Raw genomic sequence first — 13,988 nt, 5'->3', positions numbered from 1 at the left:
GCACAGACCATGCCGCCGCCCGCGCGGGCGGCGGCATGGCAGAGGCTCAGTTCTTCGGCGCAGCCTTGGACTCGTAGCGCTTCGACCATTCGGCGAGCACGCGGTCGCGATTATCGGCCATCCAGCCGAGATCGTTCTTGATCATGCCGGCTTCGGCATTGGCGGGGTAGTTCGCCGGCTTGGTACCGACGCCGGGCGCGGCGACGATGGCGTAGGTCTTGGAGTAGAGCTCGTTGGCGTCCTTGGACGTCGACCAGTCGGCGATCTTCTTGGCGAGCGCGAGGTTCTTCGAACCCTTGACGATGGCGCTGGCTTCCATCTCCCAGCCCACACCCTCCTTGGGGATCACGACCTCGATCGGCGCGCCCTTGCTCTTCTCGGAGGCGCCGCGCATGTCGAGCGCCAGACCAATCGTGCGCTCGCCGCGCGCCGCCTGGACGCAAGGCGCCGAGCCGGAATGGAGGTAGGCGCCGATATTCTCGTGCAGCCCGTCCATGAACTTCCAGCCCTCGGCCTCGCCCATGCTCTGCAGCCAGCCGGCGACCATCAGATAGCCGGTGCCCGACGAGGCCGGGTGCGGCATCACGATCTTGCCCTTGAAGGCCGGGTTGAGCAGGTCCTTCCAGGAGCTGGGAACAGCCACGCCCTTGGCCTCGGCGGTGTTGTAACAGACGACGCCGAGATAGGCGTCCATGCCGGTCCAGGTATAGGGCTCCTTGTCGTCGCGGAAGACCGGCTTCAGCGCGTCGGCGCCGGCGGGCCTGTAGGTTTCGAGCAGGCCGGCCTTCTCGAACATCAGCAAGCTCGACGCCGCCAGGCCCATCACCATGTCGGCGCGGGGATTGTCCTTCTCGGCGAGGAAGCGAGCGGTGATGACGCCGGTGGAGTCGCGGACCCAGACCACCTCGGCCTCGGGCACGGCCTTCTCGATCGAGGCCTTGAATGGTCCGAGCTGATCGTTCTCCAGGGCGGTATAGACGGTCACCTTCGTCTTCTGCGCATGGGCGACACCCGGAAGCGCCAGTGCGAAGGCGCCGATGACGCAGGAAGCAAGCCAGTTCTTCATGTTCTCATCCCCTCTTTATGGTCAGCCTGAACGCTCTTTGGACGTTTTCTTCCCCTGACATGCAAAAACGCAGGCGGATCGCTCCGCCTGCGCTGGCCTTTTCTTGTTCACGCGGTCCAGGGCATCGACCACGTCTTGACGTTGGTGAAGGACTTCATGGCCTCGACGACACCCTCCTTGTAGCCGAGGCCGGAATCCTTGATGCCGCCGAAGGGGGACATCTCGATCCGGTAGCCCGGCACCTCCCAGAGATTGACCGTGCCGACCTCGAGATCGGCCACAAAGCGCTGGATGTAATCGTAGCGGTTGGTGCAGATGCCGGAAGAGAGACCATAGGCGGTGGAGTTCGAGATCCGGATCACCTCCGCGATGTCATCGGGCACGCGGACGATCGGGATCACCGGGCCGAAGGTCTCCTCATGCACCAACTCGCAGGTGTAGGGGATCTTGTCGACCACGGTCGGATGGAACAGCGCGCCTTCCGCCCGCTTGCCGTAGAGCACCTCGGCGCCCTTGGTCACGGCGTCGTCGACGCGGGCCTGGAAGAGCGAGGCCGAGCGGGCATTGATGACGCAGCCGACATCGGTCTCCGGGTCCATCGGGTCGCCGCATTTCAGCTTCTTCGCCTTCTCGACGACGAGCTTGGAGAAGGCGTCGGCGACGCTCTCGACCACAAGGATGCGCTTCACCGCCGTGCAGCGCTGGCCCGAGTTCTTGGTCGCGCCGGTGACGGCAAGCTCGGCTGCCTTGTCGAGATCGGCATCCTCCATGACGATCAGCGGGTCGTTGCCGCCGAGCTCGAGCACGATGCGCTTGTAGCCGGCCTTGTCGGCGATGTGCTTGCCGACGCGGACGGAGCCGGTGAAGGTCACCAGATCCGCGTCGGGATCGGTGATCATCGCATCGCCCATGGTCGAGGGATTGCCGGTGACGACGGAAAGCATCTCCGGCGGCAGGCCGGCCTCATAGAGCACGTCGGCCAGCGCCAGCGCGGTCAGCGGGGTCAGTTCCGTCGGCTTCAGCACGAGGCGGTTATTGGTCGCGATCGCCGGGGCCAGCTTGTGGCTGACCATGTTGAGCGGGTGGTTGAACGGGGTGATCGCCGAGATCACGCCGAGCAGCGGCTGGCGCGTCGTGAAGATCTTGCGCGCCTTGCCGTTGGGCGAGATGTCGCAGGAGAACATCTCGCCATCGTCCTTGATGGTGAGCTGCGCCGCGAAGGACCAGACGTCGTAGGCGCGGCTCGCCTCATAAAGCGAGTCCTTCCAGCACAGGCCGGCTTCCGCCGTGATCAGCTTGGCGAAGAGCTCCTTCCGATCACGCAGCAGCTCGGCAGTCTTCTGCAGGATCTGCTGGCGCTCGTAGCGCGAGAGCTTCGGCTTGAACGCCTTGGCCTTGGCGAAGGCCTCGCGAACATGCTCGGGCCGGGCGGCCGGGATCAGGCCGACCACGCTGTTGTCATAAGGGTTGTGGACCTCGACCATGTCGTCGGTCGTGACCAGCTTGCCGGCGATGCGCATCGCCTCGCGCCGCACCGGCGGCTTCACCGTCGCGTTCATCTCAGTTCACCAGGTTCAGGGCGACGTCGAAGACGTCGAAATTGCGGAGCGTGCGGCCCTGCGGCACCGTGATCGGCCGGTTGGCGATCATCGGCACGCGCTGCTCGGTGATGCCACCATGCGAGCGCAACGGCTCGGTCAGGCCCGAGAGATCGTGCCTGTCGGGCGAGGTGCCGATGACCTTCTGGCGGGTCGAGACGACGACGACATCGCCGATCCGGTCGGCCGGCAGCTCGAAGCGCTCGCAGGCCTCGGCGGAGGTCACCGCCAGCGCGATGCCGTCGAGCCCGGAGATGCGGGCGGCGACCTCTTCCTGGCTCGCGCCCTCGGGCAGATAGACCGTGGCGAAGGAGCCGAGCGCGCCGTGATGGACGACATAGGGGTCGGTGATCGGCAGGATCACGCGCATCGTGCCCTTGCCGTACCACTCGTCCATCAGGCTCTGGAGATAGACAACATCGGGCTCACCATTGGCGAGGTGCTTGTCGTTCATGCCGTGATCGGCGGTGATGACCAGCGTGCAGCCGAGCGCGTCGAGCTTGCCGACATAGCTGTCGAACATGGCGTAGAACGAGTCCGCCATCTCCGAACCGGGCGCGGCCTTGTGCTGCACATAGTCGGTGGTCGAGAGATACATCAGGTCGGGCTTGAAGGTCTCCAGCAGCTTGACGCCGGCGGCGAAGACGAACTCCGACAGATCGGCCGAATAGACCGAAGGCACCGGCATGCCGACGAAATCGAGCACGTTCTCGATGCCGTTCTCCGCCTTGTTGGCCTTGTCGGCCTTCTCCGAGGAGAAGGCGATGGCGCTGCCCGAAGCGAAGTCGAGCCCCTTGCCGAGCAGGGTGCGCAGCTTGTCCTTGGCGGTCACCATCGCGACCTTGAGGCCGGTCTTCTGGAACTCGGCGAGGATGGTCGGCGCCCGCAGGAAACGGGCATCGTTCATCATCACCTCTTCCTTGGCCTCGCGGTCATAGAAGAAGTTGCCCGCGATGCCGTGCCAGGCCGGCGGGCGGCCGGTGATGATCGAGAGGTTGTTCGGGTTGGTGAAGCTCGGGATCACAGAATAGGCATGGGTGCTTGCGCCGCTCTTCATGATCCGGTCGAGGTTCGGCGTCAGGCCCTTGGCGCTGGCCGCCTCGATATAGGCCGGCTCCGAACCGTCCATGCAGATCACAACCGTTGGGCGCTGCGGGCGGGCATAATTGCGGCCGTTTGCAACGACATCCGCGCCGATCTTCGTGTGCATTGTCATCTCAGGGCTCCTCACGCGGCCGACTTCAGGCCGACACCCATCTCATCAAGGACATCCGACACTGTGGCGACGAAGGCGCGCATGTCCTGCGCGCCGAGTGCGCCGATGCAGCCGATGCGGAAGCTGTCCGCGACCGTGAGCTTGCCGGGATAGATGACGTAGCCGGCATCCTTCAGCGCGTCGTAGAAGCGCTGGAAGACGAAATTCTTGTCCTGCGGCATGTGGAAGGTGACGATGATCGGCGCCTGCCGGGCGGCCGGCAGCAGCGTGCGGAAGCCGAGCCCTTCCATGCCCTCGATCAGGATGCGGGCGTTCTCGGCATAACGCTCCCCGCGGCCCGCGACGCCGCCCTCGGCCCAGAATTCCTGCAAGGCCGCGTGGAAGGCGACGATGACGTGGATCGGCGGAGTGAAGCGGTACTGGCCGGTGCGCTCGAAGCCGGCATTCTGGTCATGCAGATCGAGCACCAGCGTGGTGGCATTGCCCTTGGTTTCGGCCAGCGCGCTCTTGCGGGCGATGACGAAGCCGAGGCCGGGAACGCCCTGGATGCACTTGTTCGAGGAGGCGGCGACCGCGTCGAAATAGACCTCGCGGCTGTCGAGCGGCAGGGCGCCGAAAGCGCTCATCGAGTCGATCAGCAGGCGGCGGCCATGGCGTTTGGCGAGCGCGGCGATCGCCTCGACCGGGTTGCGGATACCGCTGGTCGTCTCGCAATGGACCGTGAAGATATGGGTGATGCCGGTGTCGGCCACCAGCATGCGGTCGATCTCGGCGAGATCGGGCGGGGTATCCTCGGCGGTCTCGTGCACGGCAACGGCGCGGCCGGCAATCTCCAGGATGCGCTTGGCGCGCTGGCCATAGGCGCCGTTGATCAGCACCAGGATCTTGCCGTCACGCGGCACGAAGGTGGTCAGCATCGCCTCGACGGCAAAGGTGCCGGAGCCCTGCATCGGCACGGTGACGAAATCCTCGCCGCCATGGATGATCTTCGGCAGCTCTTCCAGAACCGCCTTGTTGATGCCGACGAAGGTCGCGTCGCGCGAGCCCCAGTCATGCACCATCGCTTCCTTGATCGCCTTGCTGGTGGTCAGCGGGCCGGGGGTCAGGAGAAGCGGATCACCGGTTTCGGAGGAGGCAGGGCGGCGGGCCTGGGCCATGATGGTCTCGCGATGTGTTGCGGCGGATGACCCGGACGCTAGGACCGCGATTGACATAGGTCCAATACATCGTTTCCATATCTTCCATAGATAGGATCTATAGAACATGGCCATCAGCTATTCCGGCCTCGCGGCTTTCCATGCGGTCGCCGAGGCGCAGAGCTTCACCGGCGCCGCCAGGACACGCCATGTCAGCCAGCCCACCCTCTCCGCCCAGGTACGCGGGCTGGAAGACGCCTATGGCGTGCGCTTGTTCGATCGCGCCGGGCGGCAAGTGAAACTGACGCCGCTGGGGCAGAGCCTGTTCGTGGTCACTGCCAGACTGTTCGCGGCCGAGGATGAAGCGGAATCGCTGCTTGCCGGCAGCCGGACGCTCCAGCGCGGCCATCTGCGCATCGCGGCCGACAGCGCCACCCATGTCATGCCGGCGCTTGCCCGCATGCGCGAGCGCTATCCGGGCCTGACCTTCTCGCTGACGATCGGAAACTCTTCCGAAGTCGTCGACCAGATCATGGATTTCGCCGCCGATGTGGCGATCACGGCGCGCGCCAATTCCGATCCGCGCATCCATAGCGTCCGGTTGCGTTCGGACGATCTCGTCGCCTTCGTCTCGGATCAGCACGAACTGGCACGGCACGACCAGATCCCGATCGAGGCCTTCGCCGGACAGGACATCGTGCTGCGCGAGCGCGGCTCGATCACGCGCGAGGTCTTCGAGAGCCGGCTGTCGCTCGCCGGGATCAAACCGGCGAACCTGCTGGAGGTGCAGTCGCGCGAGGCTGTGCGCGAGGCCGTCGCCTTCGGCTTCGGCATCGGCGTGGTCTTCGCCGCCGAGTTCAAGCCGGAGGCCGGCCTGAAGCGCATCCTCATCACCGGCGCCGATTTCGATGTCGGCGAATACATCGTCTGCCGCGCCGAGCGCCAGCGCCTGCCCCTCGTGCGCAGCTTCTTCGAAATGGTTCAGGACGTGATCGAGACGCGTTGAAGCCGCCGCCCCTGCCCCTTGCGCAAATTGACAAGCCGGACAAAGATATTTCAAACTTAAAATATAAGACCTGAGGGGACGGGCAGATGCGGGTTATCATCGTCGGCGGCGGCATTGGTGGATTGACCCTGGCGCTGATGCTCCATGCCCGCGGCATCGGCGCGACGGTCTACGAACAGGCCAGCGAAATCCGCGAGGTCGGCGTCGGCATCAACACCCTGCCCCATGCCATCCGCGAGCTCGCCGATCTCGGCCTGCTGCCGGCGCTCGACGCGGTCGGCATCCGCACGCGCGAACTGCACTACATGAACCGCTTCGGACAGACGGTCTGGAGCGAGCCGCGCGGCCTGCATGCCGGCGCGCCGGTGCCGCAATTCTCGATCCATCGCGGCCGCTTGCAGAAGGTGATCCGCGACGCGGTTGCCGAGCGGCTGGGCGAGGACGCGATCCGTACCGGGCGTCGGCTGCAAGGCTTCATTCAGGATGAGGGCGGTGTCACCGCGCATTTCAGCGATACCCGCTTCGGCGAGGGCGGCGAAACCGCGCGCGGCGACATCCTGATCGGTGCCGACGGCATCCATTCGGCCGTGCGCGCCTTCTATTTCCCGAACCAGGGGCCGCCGCGCTGGCAGGGCGTGCAGATGTGGCGCGGGGCCTGCGACTGGCCGGTCTTCCTCGACGGCGAGAGCATGATCATCGCCGGTGGCATGGCCGGCAAGCTTGTGCTCTACCCGATCGGCCAGGGCGCGACGCCGCAGACCCGCCTGCTGAACTGGGTCGTCAATATCCGCACCGGCGATCCCGAGCGGCCGCCGCCGAAGGAGGCCTGGTCGAAGCCTGGCCGCCTGGAGGACGTGCTGCCCTTCGCCCGCCGCTTCAGCGTGCCAGAGGTCGATATCCTCGCGCTGATCCGGGCGACCGGAACGTTCTGGGAATATCCGATGTGCGACCGCGATCCGCTGCCGCGCTGGACCCATGGCCGCGTCACCCTGCTCGGCGATGCCGCGCATCCGATGTATCCGGTCGGCTCGAATGGCGCCTCGCAAGCGATCCTCGATGCGCGCTGCCTCGCCGACTGGCTGGCGAAGGCCGAGCATCCGCGCCAGGCGCTGGCGGCTTACGAAGCGCAGCGCCTGCCGGCAACGGCGGAGGTGGTGGCGATGAACCGGGTCGGCGGGCCGGAGCGCGTGATCGACGCAGTCGAGGCGCTGGCGCCGCAGGGCTTCGGCGATATCGAGCAGGTGCTCGACCACGCCTCGCGCGAGCAGATCGTCAAGGGCTATGCTGGCAAGGCCGGTTTCTCAGCTGAGCAACTGGCGGGAAAGAACTGACCTCGTCATGGTCGGCCTTGTGCCGACCATCCACGTCTTCCTTCATGCAATTCGGTGTCCAAGACGTGGATGCTCGCCACAAGGGCGAGCATGACGGCTTGGTTCCACGAGCAATCGTTGAAGCGCCTCACCCTCAACCCGCATCGGGCGGGGGCGGCAGGAAGTCGACCTCGTGCTTGGCCGAAAGCGCGACGACATCGGCCGGCTTCTGCTCGGCCATTGAGTGCAGGCCCCAGAACAGATCGTAGAGCCGTGCGGTCGGCGAGACCCAGAACAGGCACTTCACCGTCGCATCGCTCTTGTTGAACAGGCCATGCGGGATATTGCGCGGCAGGCAGATCAGGTCGCCGGCGGTTGCGAAGCTCTCCTTGCCGTCGAGCAGCAGGTCGAGCCGCCCCTCCAGCATGTAGATGAACTCCTCCTGCGTCGTGTGGATATGCGGCGGCACGAAGGTGCCGGGCGGCAGGGTCGCGTGCCAGGAGAAGCTCTCCTCGGTCAGCGTCTTCGGCACATAGGTCTGGCCGAGGATGCTCCAGGAAATGCCCTCCAGGCCTTCATTGGCGCGCGTCACGCCTGCGGTCAGCGGGTTCATGGTCTTGGCTCTCCTCATCTGCCGGCGCGTGGGCCGGATGGCATTGGGCTGGCCTGCTCAAAAGTGCAGGAAGCGATCCTTCACGGCGCTGTCGCTGCGCAATTCGGCGCTGGTGCCGCGCCAGACGACACGGCCTTTCTCCAGCACGACATGGCGGTCGGCGATCCGGACCAGTGCATCGACGTTCTTGTCGATGACGAGGATCGACTCGCCCTCCGCCTTGAGCGCCGTCAGGCAGTTCCAGATCTCCTCGCGGATCAGCGGCGCGAGTCCCTCGGTCGCCTCGTCGAGGATGATCAATTTGGGATTGGTCATCAGCGCCCGGCCGATCGCCAGCATCTGCTGCTCGCCGCCGGAAAGCTGGTTGCCGCGGTTCTCCCGCCGTTCCCTGAGACGCGGGAAGAAGGCGTAGATGCGCCCGAGATCCCAGCGCTTCTTGCCCGAGCGGTCGGCTGCGGTCGCAATCAGATTCTCCTCGACCGAGAGCGTCGGGAAGATCTGGCGGCCTTCCGGCACCAGCCCGATCCCGGCCTGCGCGATGCGGAAAGGCGCGGCGCCCGTCAGATCGCGCCCGCCGAAGGCGACCTTCCCGGCCTTTGCCGGCAGGAGCCCCATGATCGACCGCACGGTCGTGGTCTTGCCCATGCCGTTGCGGCCGAGCAGGGTCACGACCTCCCCCTCGCCCACGGTGAGATCGACCCCGAACAGGATCTGCGCCTCGCCATAGCCGGCATCGAGCCCTTCGACGCTCAACATGACGCGCGCACCCCCCTTGTCATTCCGGGGCGCGCAGCGAACCCGGAACCCACGACTGAGTTCGACGGTCCAGTTGCGGAGGATAGGGCTCGCCCGATCGTGGGTTCCGGGTTCTTCGCTGTGCGAAGCCCCGGAATGACAAGGGTGGAGCAATAGGCCGACATCGCTAGCCCTCCTCGCCGAGATAGGCCTGCCGCACGGCGGGGTCGGCCCGGACAGCCGCCGGCTCGCCGGAGGCGATGACGCCGCCATAGACCAGCACGGTGACGCGGTCGGCCAGCGCGAAGACGGCGCTCATGTCGTGCTCGACCAGCAACATGGCGAAACGGCCCTTGAGGCTGTTCAGCAGCGCGATCAGTCGCTCGCCCTCCTCATGGCCGACGCCGGCCAGGGGCTCGTCCAACAGGATGAGCTTCGGCTGCAAGGTCAGCGCCATCGCGATCTCCAGCGCGCGCTTCTCGCCATGCGAGAGGCTGCCGGCCGGCGCATGGGCGCGCTCGGTCAGGCCGACGGCCTCCAGCGCCTCCCAGGCAGGGGCGTTGAGCGCCTCGTCGCCGGCGGCGTCGCGGAAGAGCGAAAGCGGACGGGCACTATGCGCCTGCACGCCGAGCGCGACATTCTCCAGCGCCGAAAGCGAGGCGATGGTCGAGGTGATCTGGAAGGTGCGGGCGAGCCCGGCCCGTGCCCGCGCCTGCGGCGGCAGGCGGGTGATGTCCTGCCCGCCGAACAGGATCGCGCCGGAATCCGGCTTGAGCGTCCCGGAAATCTGGTGAACCAGCGTGGTCTTGCCGGCGCCGTTCGGGCCGATCAGCGCGTGGAGCTCGCCGGGCGCGATGGTGAGGTCGACCCCGTTGGTGACCTTGAGCGCGCCGAACGACTTGGCAAGGCCTTTGAGTGCGAGCGCCGGCTCAGCCATCGCGACGCCCCCTCAGCTTGTTGGCGATCCCCGCGATGCCGCCATGGGTGAACAGCACGAAGAGCACGATCAGCGGGCCGAAGATAACCTTCCAGTTCTGCGTCAGGCTCGAGAGCACGTCCTCGGTGATCAGGAAGGCGAGCGCGCCGAGGATCGCGCCATAGAGCGAGCCGACGCCGCCGAGCACGACCATGAAGATCAGCTCGCCCGAGCGCGACCAGGACATATAGGCCGGGCTGACGAAATCGGTCTGGTTGGCGAGCAGGAAGCCGGAGAGACCGGCCATCATGCCGCTGATGATATAGGCGCCGAGCCGGACGTGATTGACGTCGTAGCCGGTGACGGTGACGCGCACGGCATTTTCCCGCGCTGCCCGAAGCACCCGGCCGAAGCGCGAGGAGACAATGCGCCGCGCCAGCCAGTAGCAGAAGGCCAGCGTGCCGAGCGCGACATAGTAGAACCCGGTGCGGTTGCCGAAAATCTCGCGCCCGAAGAACGTGCTCTTCTCATAGAGCGTCAGGCCGTCATCGCCGCCATAGGCCGAGAGCGCCTGGGCGAAATAGAAAGCCATCTGCCCGAAGGCGAGCGTGATCATGATGAAGGCGACACCGCGCGTGCGCAGCGAGACATAACCGGTGATCGCGGCGAAGACGGCGCAGACGAGCAGGATCACCGGCAGCGCCACCAGAAGCTCGGTCCGGCCCTCGGTGATCAAGATGCCGGTGCCGTAGGCGCCGATGCCGATGAAGGCGGCGTGGCCAAAGGAGACGAGGCCGCCGATGCCAAGGATCAGGTCGAGCGAGAGCGCCGCGATCGCGAAGATCATCGCCCGCGTCACCAGCGTCAGCCAGTGCCCGGGCAGGCCGAGCGCGGACGCCAGCGGCAACAGCGCGAGCAGGGCGAAGATGACCAGCGGAGCGAGCCGGCGCACGGTCGGCGCCTGGGGCCGCGCCGCCGTCGCAGCGGAATTCGAGGAGGTGCCCGCCATGGTCACGAGCGCCCCTTGGCCGGCAGCAGCCCCTCGGGCCGGACGAACAATACCGCCGCCATGACCAGATAGATCAGCATCGAGGAGAGCGCTGCGCCCGTCGCGCGCGCCGAGGCCGGCGCCATGAACAGCCGGAGCAGGTCGTTCATCGAGGAGCGGCCGAGCGTGTCGACGAGGCCGACGATCAATGCGCCCACGAAGGCGCCGCGGATCGAGCCGATGCCGCCGACGACGATGACGACGAAGGCGAGGATCAGCACCGTATCGCCCATGCCGGGTTCGACCGAGAGGATCGGCGCCGCCATCGCCCCGGCAAAGCCCGCCAGCATCGTGCCGAAGGCGAAGACCACCATGAACAGCTTGCGGATATCGACGCCGAGCGCCGAGACCATCGGCGCGTTGGAGGCCCCTGCCCTCAGCAGCATGCCGGTGCGGGTCTTCTCGACCACGAACCAGAGCAGCGCGCCGACGCCGAGCCCCGCCGCGATCAGGGCGAAGCGGTAGACGGGATAGAGGATGCCATCCATCAGCCGGACATTGCCGGACAGGAATTCAGGCACCGGCACCGAGAGCGGTGCCGCGCCCCAGATCATCTTCACCGCCTGGTTCAGCAGCAGGATCAGCCCGAAGGTCGCCAGCACCTGATCGAGATGGTCTCGTTCATAGAGATGCCGGAAGACCAGGAATTCGAGGGCGAGCCCCAGCAGCAGCGCCGCGGCCAGCGCCAGCACGAGACCCAGCAGGAAGGAGCCCGTCAGGCTGACGAAGGTCACGGCGAGATAGGCGCCCAGCATGTACTGGACACCATGGGCGAGATTGATGAAATCCATCACGCCGAAGACCAGCGTCAGCCCGGCCGCGACCAGAAACAGCAGGACGCCGAACTGGAGGCCGTTGAGGAGCTGGACGATCAGGAGGCTGAGAGTCATTGCGCGGTCCTATGTCAGGGCCGGTCACAGGACGTCATGCTCGGGCTTGCCCCGAGCATCTCGTGACGAAGAGATCCCCGGGCCGAAGCTTCGCTTCGCCCGAGGATGACGCTTCGCGTCACTTCAGCGCGCAATCCTTGGCGTGCGGATCGGCGTAGTCCGAAAACACCTTCTGGTCGATCTCGGTCTGGAACTTGCCGTCGGCGCGCTTGGCGACCTTGACGAGGTAGAAGTCCTGGATCGGGTAGCCGTTGGTGTTGAACTTGAACTTGCCGCGCAGCGAGGTGAAATCGGCCTTCTTGATCGCCTCGCGCAGCTTGTCGGGATTGCCGGCGCCGCCCGCCGCCTTAACGGCGGAATCGATCAGCATGGCCGCGTCGTAGGACTGCTGGGCATAGGAGCCGGGCACGATCTTGTAGGCCGCCTCATAGGCTTTGACGAAGTCCTTCGTCTGCGCGTTGTCCATGTTGGGCGCCCAGGTCATGCCGCCATAAAGGCCGACCGCGGCGTCCTGCTGCGCCGGCAGGGTCGATTCATCGACCGTAAAAGCGGAGAGGAAGGGGATCTTGCCCTGAAGACCGGCCTGCGACCACTGCTTGACGAAGTTGACGCCAAGGCCGCCGGGCAGGAAGGCGAAGACGACATCGGGCTTGGACGAGGCGATCTTGGCGAGGTCGGCCGAGAAATCCATCGCGTTCAGCGGCGCATAGACCTCGTCGACGATCTCGCCCTTGAAATAGCGCTTGAAGCCGGCGAGCGAGTCCTTACCCGCCTGATAGTTCGGCGCGATGATATAGGCCCGCTTGTAATTCTGGTCCTGCGCGTATTTGCCGAGAACCTCGTGAACCTGATCGTTCTGGTAGGAGGTGACGAAGAAGTTCTTGTTGCAGGCCTTGCCCGCCATGGTCGAGGGGCCGGCATTCGGGCTGATCAGGAAGGCGCCGGAATCGAGCACCGGCTTGGCGATGGCACCAAGGATGTTCGAGAAGACCGGGCCGACGACGAAGGCCGGCTTCTCGCTCTCGACGAAGGAGCGCACGCGCTCGACCGCGACATCGGGCTTCAGCTCATCGTCGATCACCGTGATCTTGACCGGCACGCCGCCGAGCTTGCCGCCGTTCTTGTCGACCGCGAGCTGGAAGCCGTCGCGGACTTGCTGGCCGAGCGAGGCGGCCGGGCCGGTCAGCACGCTGACCACGCCGATCTTGATCGGCTCCTGCGCCTGTGCCGCAGCGATGGACAAGGCCAGCGCGCCGCAACCGATTGCCAGACCGAACCTGAATGTCGTCATCGATGCTCTCCCGAAAGAAGATGTAGCGCGGCCCCGTTCCCTCGGATTTCTTTGGCTCGCGCAACCCATAATGTTTCAAGCTTAAAATATCTGCAAGAGCGACCTGCCGGAAAATTCGACCCGCCGCCTGCCGACCGCATCCTTGGCTCATTCCGGGGGTTTCGGAAAGGGAGATTGCCGCTGGGCCCCGGGGGAACCTTGCGCCCATCGAGCGCGACCCGCCGGCCTGGTGCCATTTCTGTGAAGCCACGCGCCGGTGCCGTGCACGAGATCGACGCCAGTCTGGCCTGGGGACGGTTGCCCTCTGCGGGCAGGCCTACGCCCCCGCCAACCGCGCAGCAGTGCGAGAAGTGAAGGCGATCGGGAGAGTGGCCGAGCCAGTTTCGCGAGAACAAATCGCGACGAACTGTGTAACGGTGCTGGCTAGCGACATGTAATGGAGGAGATAAGACTATGGATAAGTCTTTGATTTAAATGGCGCGGGCGACGGGGCTCGAACCCGCGACCTCCGGCGTGACAGGCCGGCACTCTAACCAACTGAGCTACGCCCGCGCTGGGCGGCTGAGGCGTTCGCCGTCAGCGACGTGGTGAGTATTGCCCCCGGCCTGAAGTGTCAAGCGAGTGTCGCCGGCAAAATCACATCTGGGGAAAAATATCCTCGGCCGGCTTATGGATCGTTCGCGCCGTCCCTGCTTTCGGGCGATGCGAGACAGGGATCGAGAAGGACGTGACGCTTGTCCTGGCGGTTATATCCGCCCCGCAGGACCGCCCTGTCGCCGGGTTTCAGGTCGCCGGCGCCATAGGTCACGCAAAGCACCCGGACGCCGGGCTCGGCGCAGACAGCGACATACCAGAGCGCGCCATCCGTGCGGACGAGGCTGACCGTTCCCGCAATCGCCATGTCGACGCGCGAATCGGCGGGAATCGAATCGGGAAGCTGCGCGGGAATGGATTCGCAGCTCGCCGGCTTCGCGGGCTGCTCGGGATGCGAGAAGGCCGGGCGATCGGCGAAGAAGGAATCGGGCAGGAGCGTCTGCGCCGCGCCCTGCCCCGCGACGAGGGCGAGCCCGAGACAGGCAGCGACGCCTGCATGGCGCAGGACAGGGCGATGGCGGTTCAGGCTGTGCGTGTTCATGGCACCGGCAAGGTGACGATGAAGATGG

13 protein-coding genes and 1 tRNA gene are annotated in these 13,988 nt (G+C 65.8%); 2 read left to right on the top strand and 12 right to left on the bottom strand.

What is annotated here, in order from left to right:
* Positions 1–46 precede the first annotated feature (46 nt).
* The 4 genes from WFK61_RS14855 to WFK61_RS14840 all read right to left on the bottom strand — a co-directional run bounded on the left by WFK61_RS14855 (position 47) and on the right by WFK61_RS14840 (position 5,037).
* On the bottom strand, positions 47–1,066 hold the full coding sequence (locus WFK61_RS14855; RefSeq protein ID WP_336812868.1) for a putative 2-aminoethylphosphonate ABC transporter substrate-binding protein: 1,020 nt from the start codon (positions 1,064–1,066) through the stop codon (positions 47–49).
* 107 nt (positions 1,067–1,173) lie between these two features.
* Positions 1,174–2,625: a phosphonoacetaldehyde dehydrogenase gene (gene phnY, locus WFK61_RS14850; RefSeq protein ID WP_336812867.1), complete on the bottom strand. Its 1,452-nt coding sequence runs from the start codon at positions 2,623–2,625 to the stop codon at positions 1,174–1,176.
* A 1-nt stretch (position 2,626) separates the two neighbouring features.
* Entirely contained in the window at positions 2,627–3,874 is a 1,248-nt protein-coding gene (gene phnA, locus WFK61_RS14845) for a phosphonoacetate hydrolase (RefSeq protein ID WP_336813013.1), read from the bottom strand.
* Between the two features lie 17 nt (positions 3,875–3,891).
* Positions 3,892–5,037: a 2-aminoethylphosphonate--pyruvate transaminase gene (locus WFK61_RS14840; RefSeq protein ID WP_336812866.1), complete on the bottom strand. Its 1,146-nt coding sequence runs from the start codon at positions 5,035–5,037 to the stop codon at positions 3,892–3,894.
* A gap of 106 nt (positions 5,038–5,143) precedes the next feature.
* Between WFK61_RS14840 and WFK61_RS14835 the strand changes: the two genes are divergently transcribed.
* Together WFK61_RS14835 and WFK61_RS14830 are read left to right on the top strand one after the other, a co-directional pair.
* Positions 5,144–6,022 (top strand): LysR substrate-binding domain-containing protein, encoded by an 879-nt coding sequence (locus WFK61_RS14835; protein WP_336812865.1) that lies wholly within the window; start codon positions 5,144–5,146, stop codon positions 6,020–6,022.
* Positions 6,023–6,108: 86 nt separating this feature from the next.
* On the top strand, positions 6,109–7,353 hold the full coding sequence (locus WFK61_RS14830; protein WP_336812864.1) for a flavin-dependent oxidoreductase: 1,245 nt from the start codon (positions 6,109–6,111) through the stop codon (positions 7,351–7,353).
* Positions 7,354–7,486: 133 nt separating this feature from the next.
* Here WFK61_RS14830 and WFK61_RS14825 read toward each other — a convergent pair whose 3' ends face one another.
* The 8 genes from WFK61_RS14825 to WFK61_RS14790 all read right to left on the bottom strand — a co-directional run bounded on the left by WFK61_RS14825 (position 7,487) and on the right by WFK61_RS14790 (position 13,960).
* Positions 7,487–7,945, bottom strand: a complete 459-nt coding sequence (locus tag WFK61_RS14825) for a cupin domain-containing protein (RefSeq protein WP_336812863.1) — start codon at positions 7,943–7,945, stop codon at positions 7,487–7,489.
* A 57-nt stretch (positions 7,946–8,002) separates the two neighbouring features.
* On the bottom strand, positions 8,003–8,701 hold the full coding sequence (locus WFK61_RS14820; RefSeq protein ID WP_336812862.1) for an ABC transporter ATP-binding protein: 699 nt from the start codon (positions 8,699–8,701) through the stop codon (positions 8,003–8,005).
* Positions 8,702–8,867: 166 nt separating this feature from the next.
* Complete coding sequence (locus WFK61_RS14815; protein ID WP_336812861.1) at positions 8,868–9,617, bottom strand: ABC transporter ATP-binding protein; 750 nt, start codon at positions 9,615–9,617, stop codon at positions 8,868–8,870.
* Positions 9,610–10,605 (bottom strand): branched-chain amino acid ABC transporter permease, encoded by a 996-nt coding sequence (locus WFK61_RS14810; protein ID WP_336812860.1) that lies wholly within the window; start codon positions 10,603–10,605, stop codon positions 9,610–9,612. Before WFK61_RS14810 ends, WFK61_RS14815 begins: the two co-directional genes overlap by 8 nt.
* A 2-nt stretch (positions 10,606–10,607) precedes the next feature.
* Positions 10,608–11,534: a branched-chain amino acid ABC transporter permease gene (locus tag WFK61_RS14805; RefSeq protein ID WP_336812859.1), complete on the bottom strand. Its 927-nt coding sequence runs from the start codon at positions 11,532–11,534 to the stop codon at positions 10,608–10,610.
* A gap of 118 nt (positions 11,535–11,652) precedes the next feature.
* Positions 11,653–12,825, bottom strand: a complete 1,173-nt coding sequence (locus tag WFK61_RS14800) for an ABC transporter substrate-binding protein (protein WP_336812858.1) — start codon at positions 12,823–12,825, stop codon at positions 11,653–11,655.
* A gap of 475 nt (positions 12,826–13,300) precedes the next feature.
* Positions 13,301–13,377: transfer RNA gene (locus tag WFK61_RS14795), tRNA-Asp, on the bottom strand.
* A 115-nt stretch (positions 13,378–13,492) separates the two neighbouring features.
* Positions 13,493–13,960, bottom strand: coding sequence for a hypothetical protein (locus tag WFK61_RS14790; protein WP_336812857.1), 468 nt, complete (start codon positions 13,958–13,960; stop codon positions 13,493–13,495).
* Positions 13,961–13,988: the final 28 nt, after the last annotated feature.

Origin of the sequence: Allobosea sp. MMO-172, from assembly GCF_037147855.1 — a bacterium.
Classification (GTDB): Bacteria; Pseudomonadota; Alphaproteobacteria; order Rhizobiales; family Beijerinckiaceae; genus Allobosea.
The sequence above is the reverse complement of the archived record's forward strand: the minus strand, read 5'-3'. Positions and strand labels throughout refer to the sequence as shown.

Bases quoted from the DNA above. Each gene is read 5' to 3' on its own strand.
- WFK61_RS14855 (WP_336812868.1), bottom strand. From the start codon at position 1,066: ATGAAGAACTGGCTTGCTTCCTGCGTCATCGGCGCCTTCGCACTGGCG.
- phnY (WP_336812867.1), bottom strand. From the start codon at position 2,625: ATGAACGCGACGGTGAAGCCGCCGGTGCGGCGCGAGGCGATGCGCATC.
- phnA (WP_336813013.1), bottom strand. From the start codon at position 3,874: ATGCACACGAAGATCGGCGCGGATGTCGTTGCAAACGGCCGCAATTAT.
- WFK61_RS14840 (WP_336812866.1), bottom strand. From the start codon at position 5,037: ATGGCCCAGGCCCGCCGCCCTGCCTCCTCCGAAACCGGTGATCCGCTT.
- WFK61_RS14835 (WP_336812865.1), top strand. From the start codon at position 5,144: ATGGCCATCAGCTATTCCGGCCTCGCGGCTTTCCATGCGGTCGCCGAG.
- WFK61_RS14830 (WP_336812864.1), top strand. From the start codon at position 6,109: ATGCGGGTTATCATCGTCGGCGGCGGCATTGGTGGATTGACCCTGGCG.
- WFK61_RS14825 (WP_336812863.1), bottom strand. From the start codon at position 7,945: ATGAACCCGCTGACCGCAGGCGTGACGCGCGCCAATGAAGGCCTGGAG.
- WFK61_RS14820 (WP_336812862.1), bottom strand. From the start codon at position 8,701: ATGTTGAGCGTCGAAGGGCTCGATGCCGGCTATGGCGAGGCGCAGATC.
- WFK61_RS14815 (WP_336812861.1), bottom strand. From the start codon at position 9,617: ATGGCTGAGCCGGCGCTCGCACTCAAAGGCCTTGCCAAGTCGTTCGGC.
- WFK61_RS14810 (WP_336812860.1), bottom strand. From the start codon at position 10,605: ATGGCGGGCACCTCCTCGAATTCCGCTGCGACGGCGGCGCGGCCCCAG.
- WFK61_RS14805 (WP_336812859.1), bottom strand. From the start codon at position 11,534: ATGACTCTCAGCCTCCTGATCGTCCAGCTCCTCAACGGCCTCCAGTTC.
- WFK61_RS14800 (WP_336812858.1), bottom strand. From the start codon at position 12,825: ATGACGACATTCAGGTTCGGTCTGGCAATCGGTTGCGGCGCGCTGGCC.
- WFK61_RS14790 (WP_336812857.1), bottom strand. From the start codon at position 13,960: ATGAACACGCACAGCCTGAACCGCCATCGCCCTGTCCTGCGCCATGCA.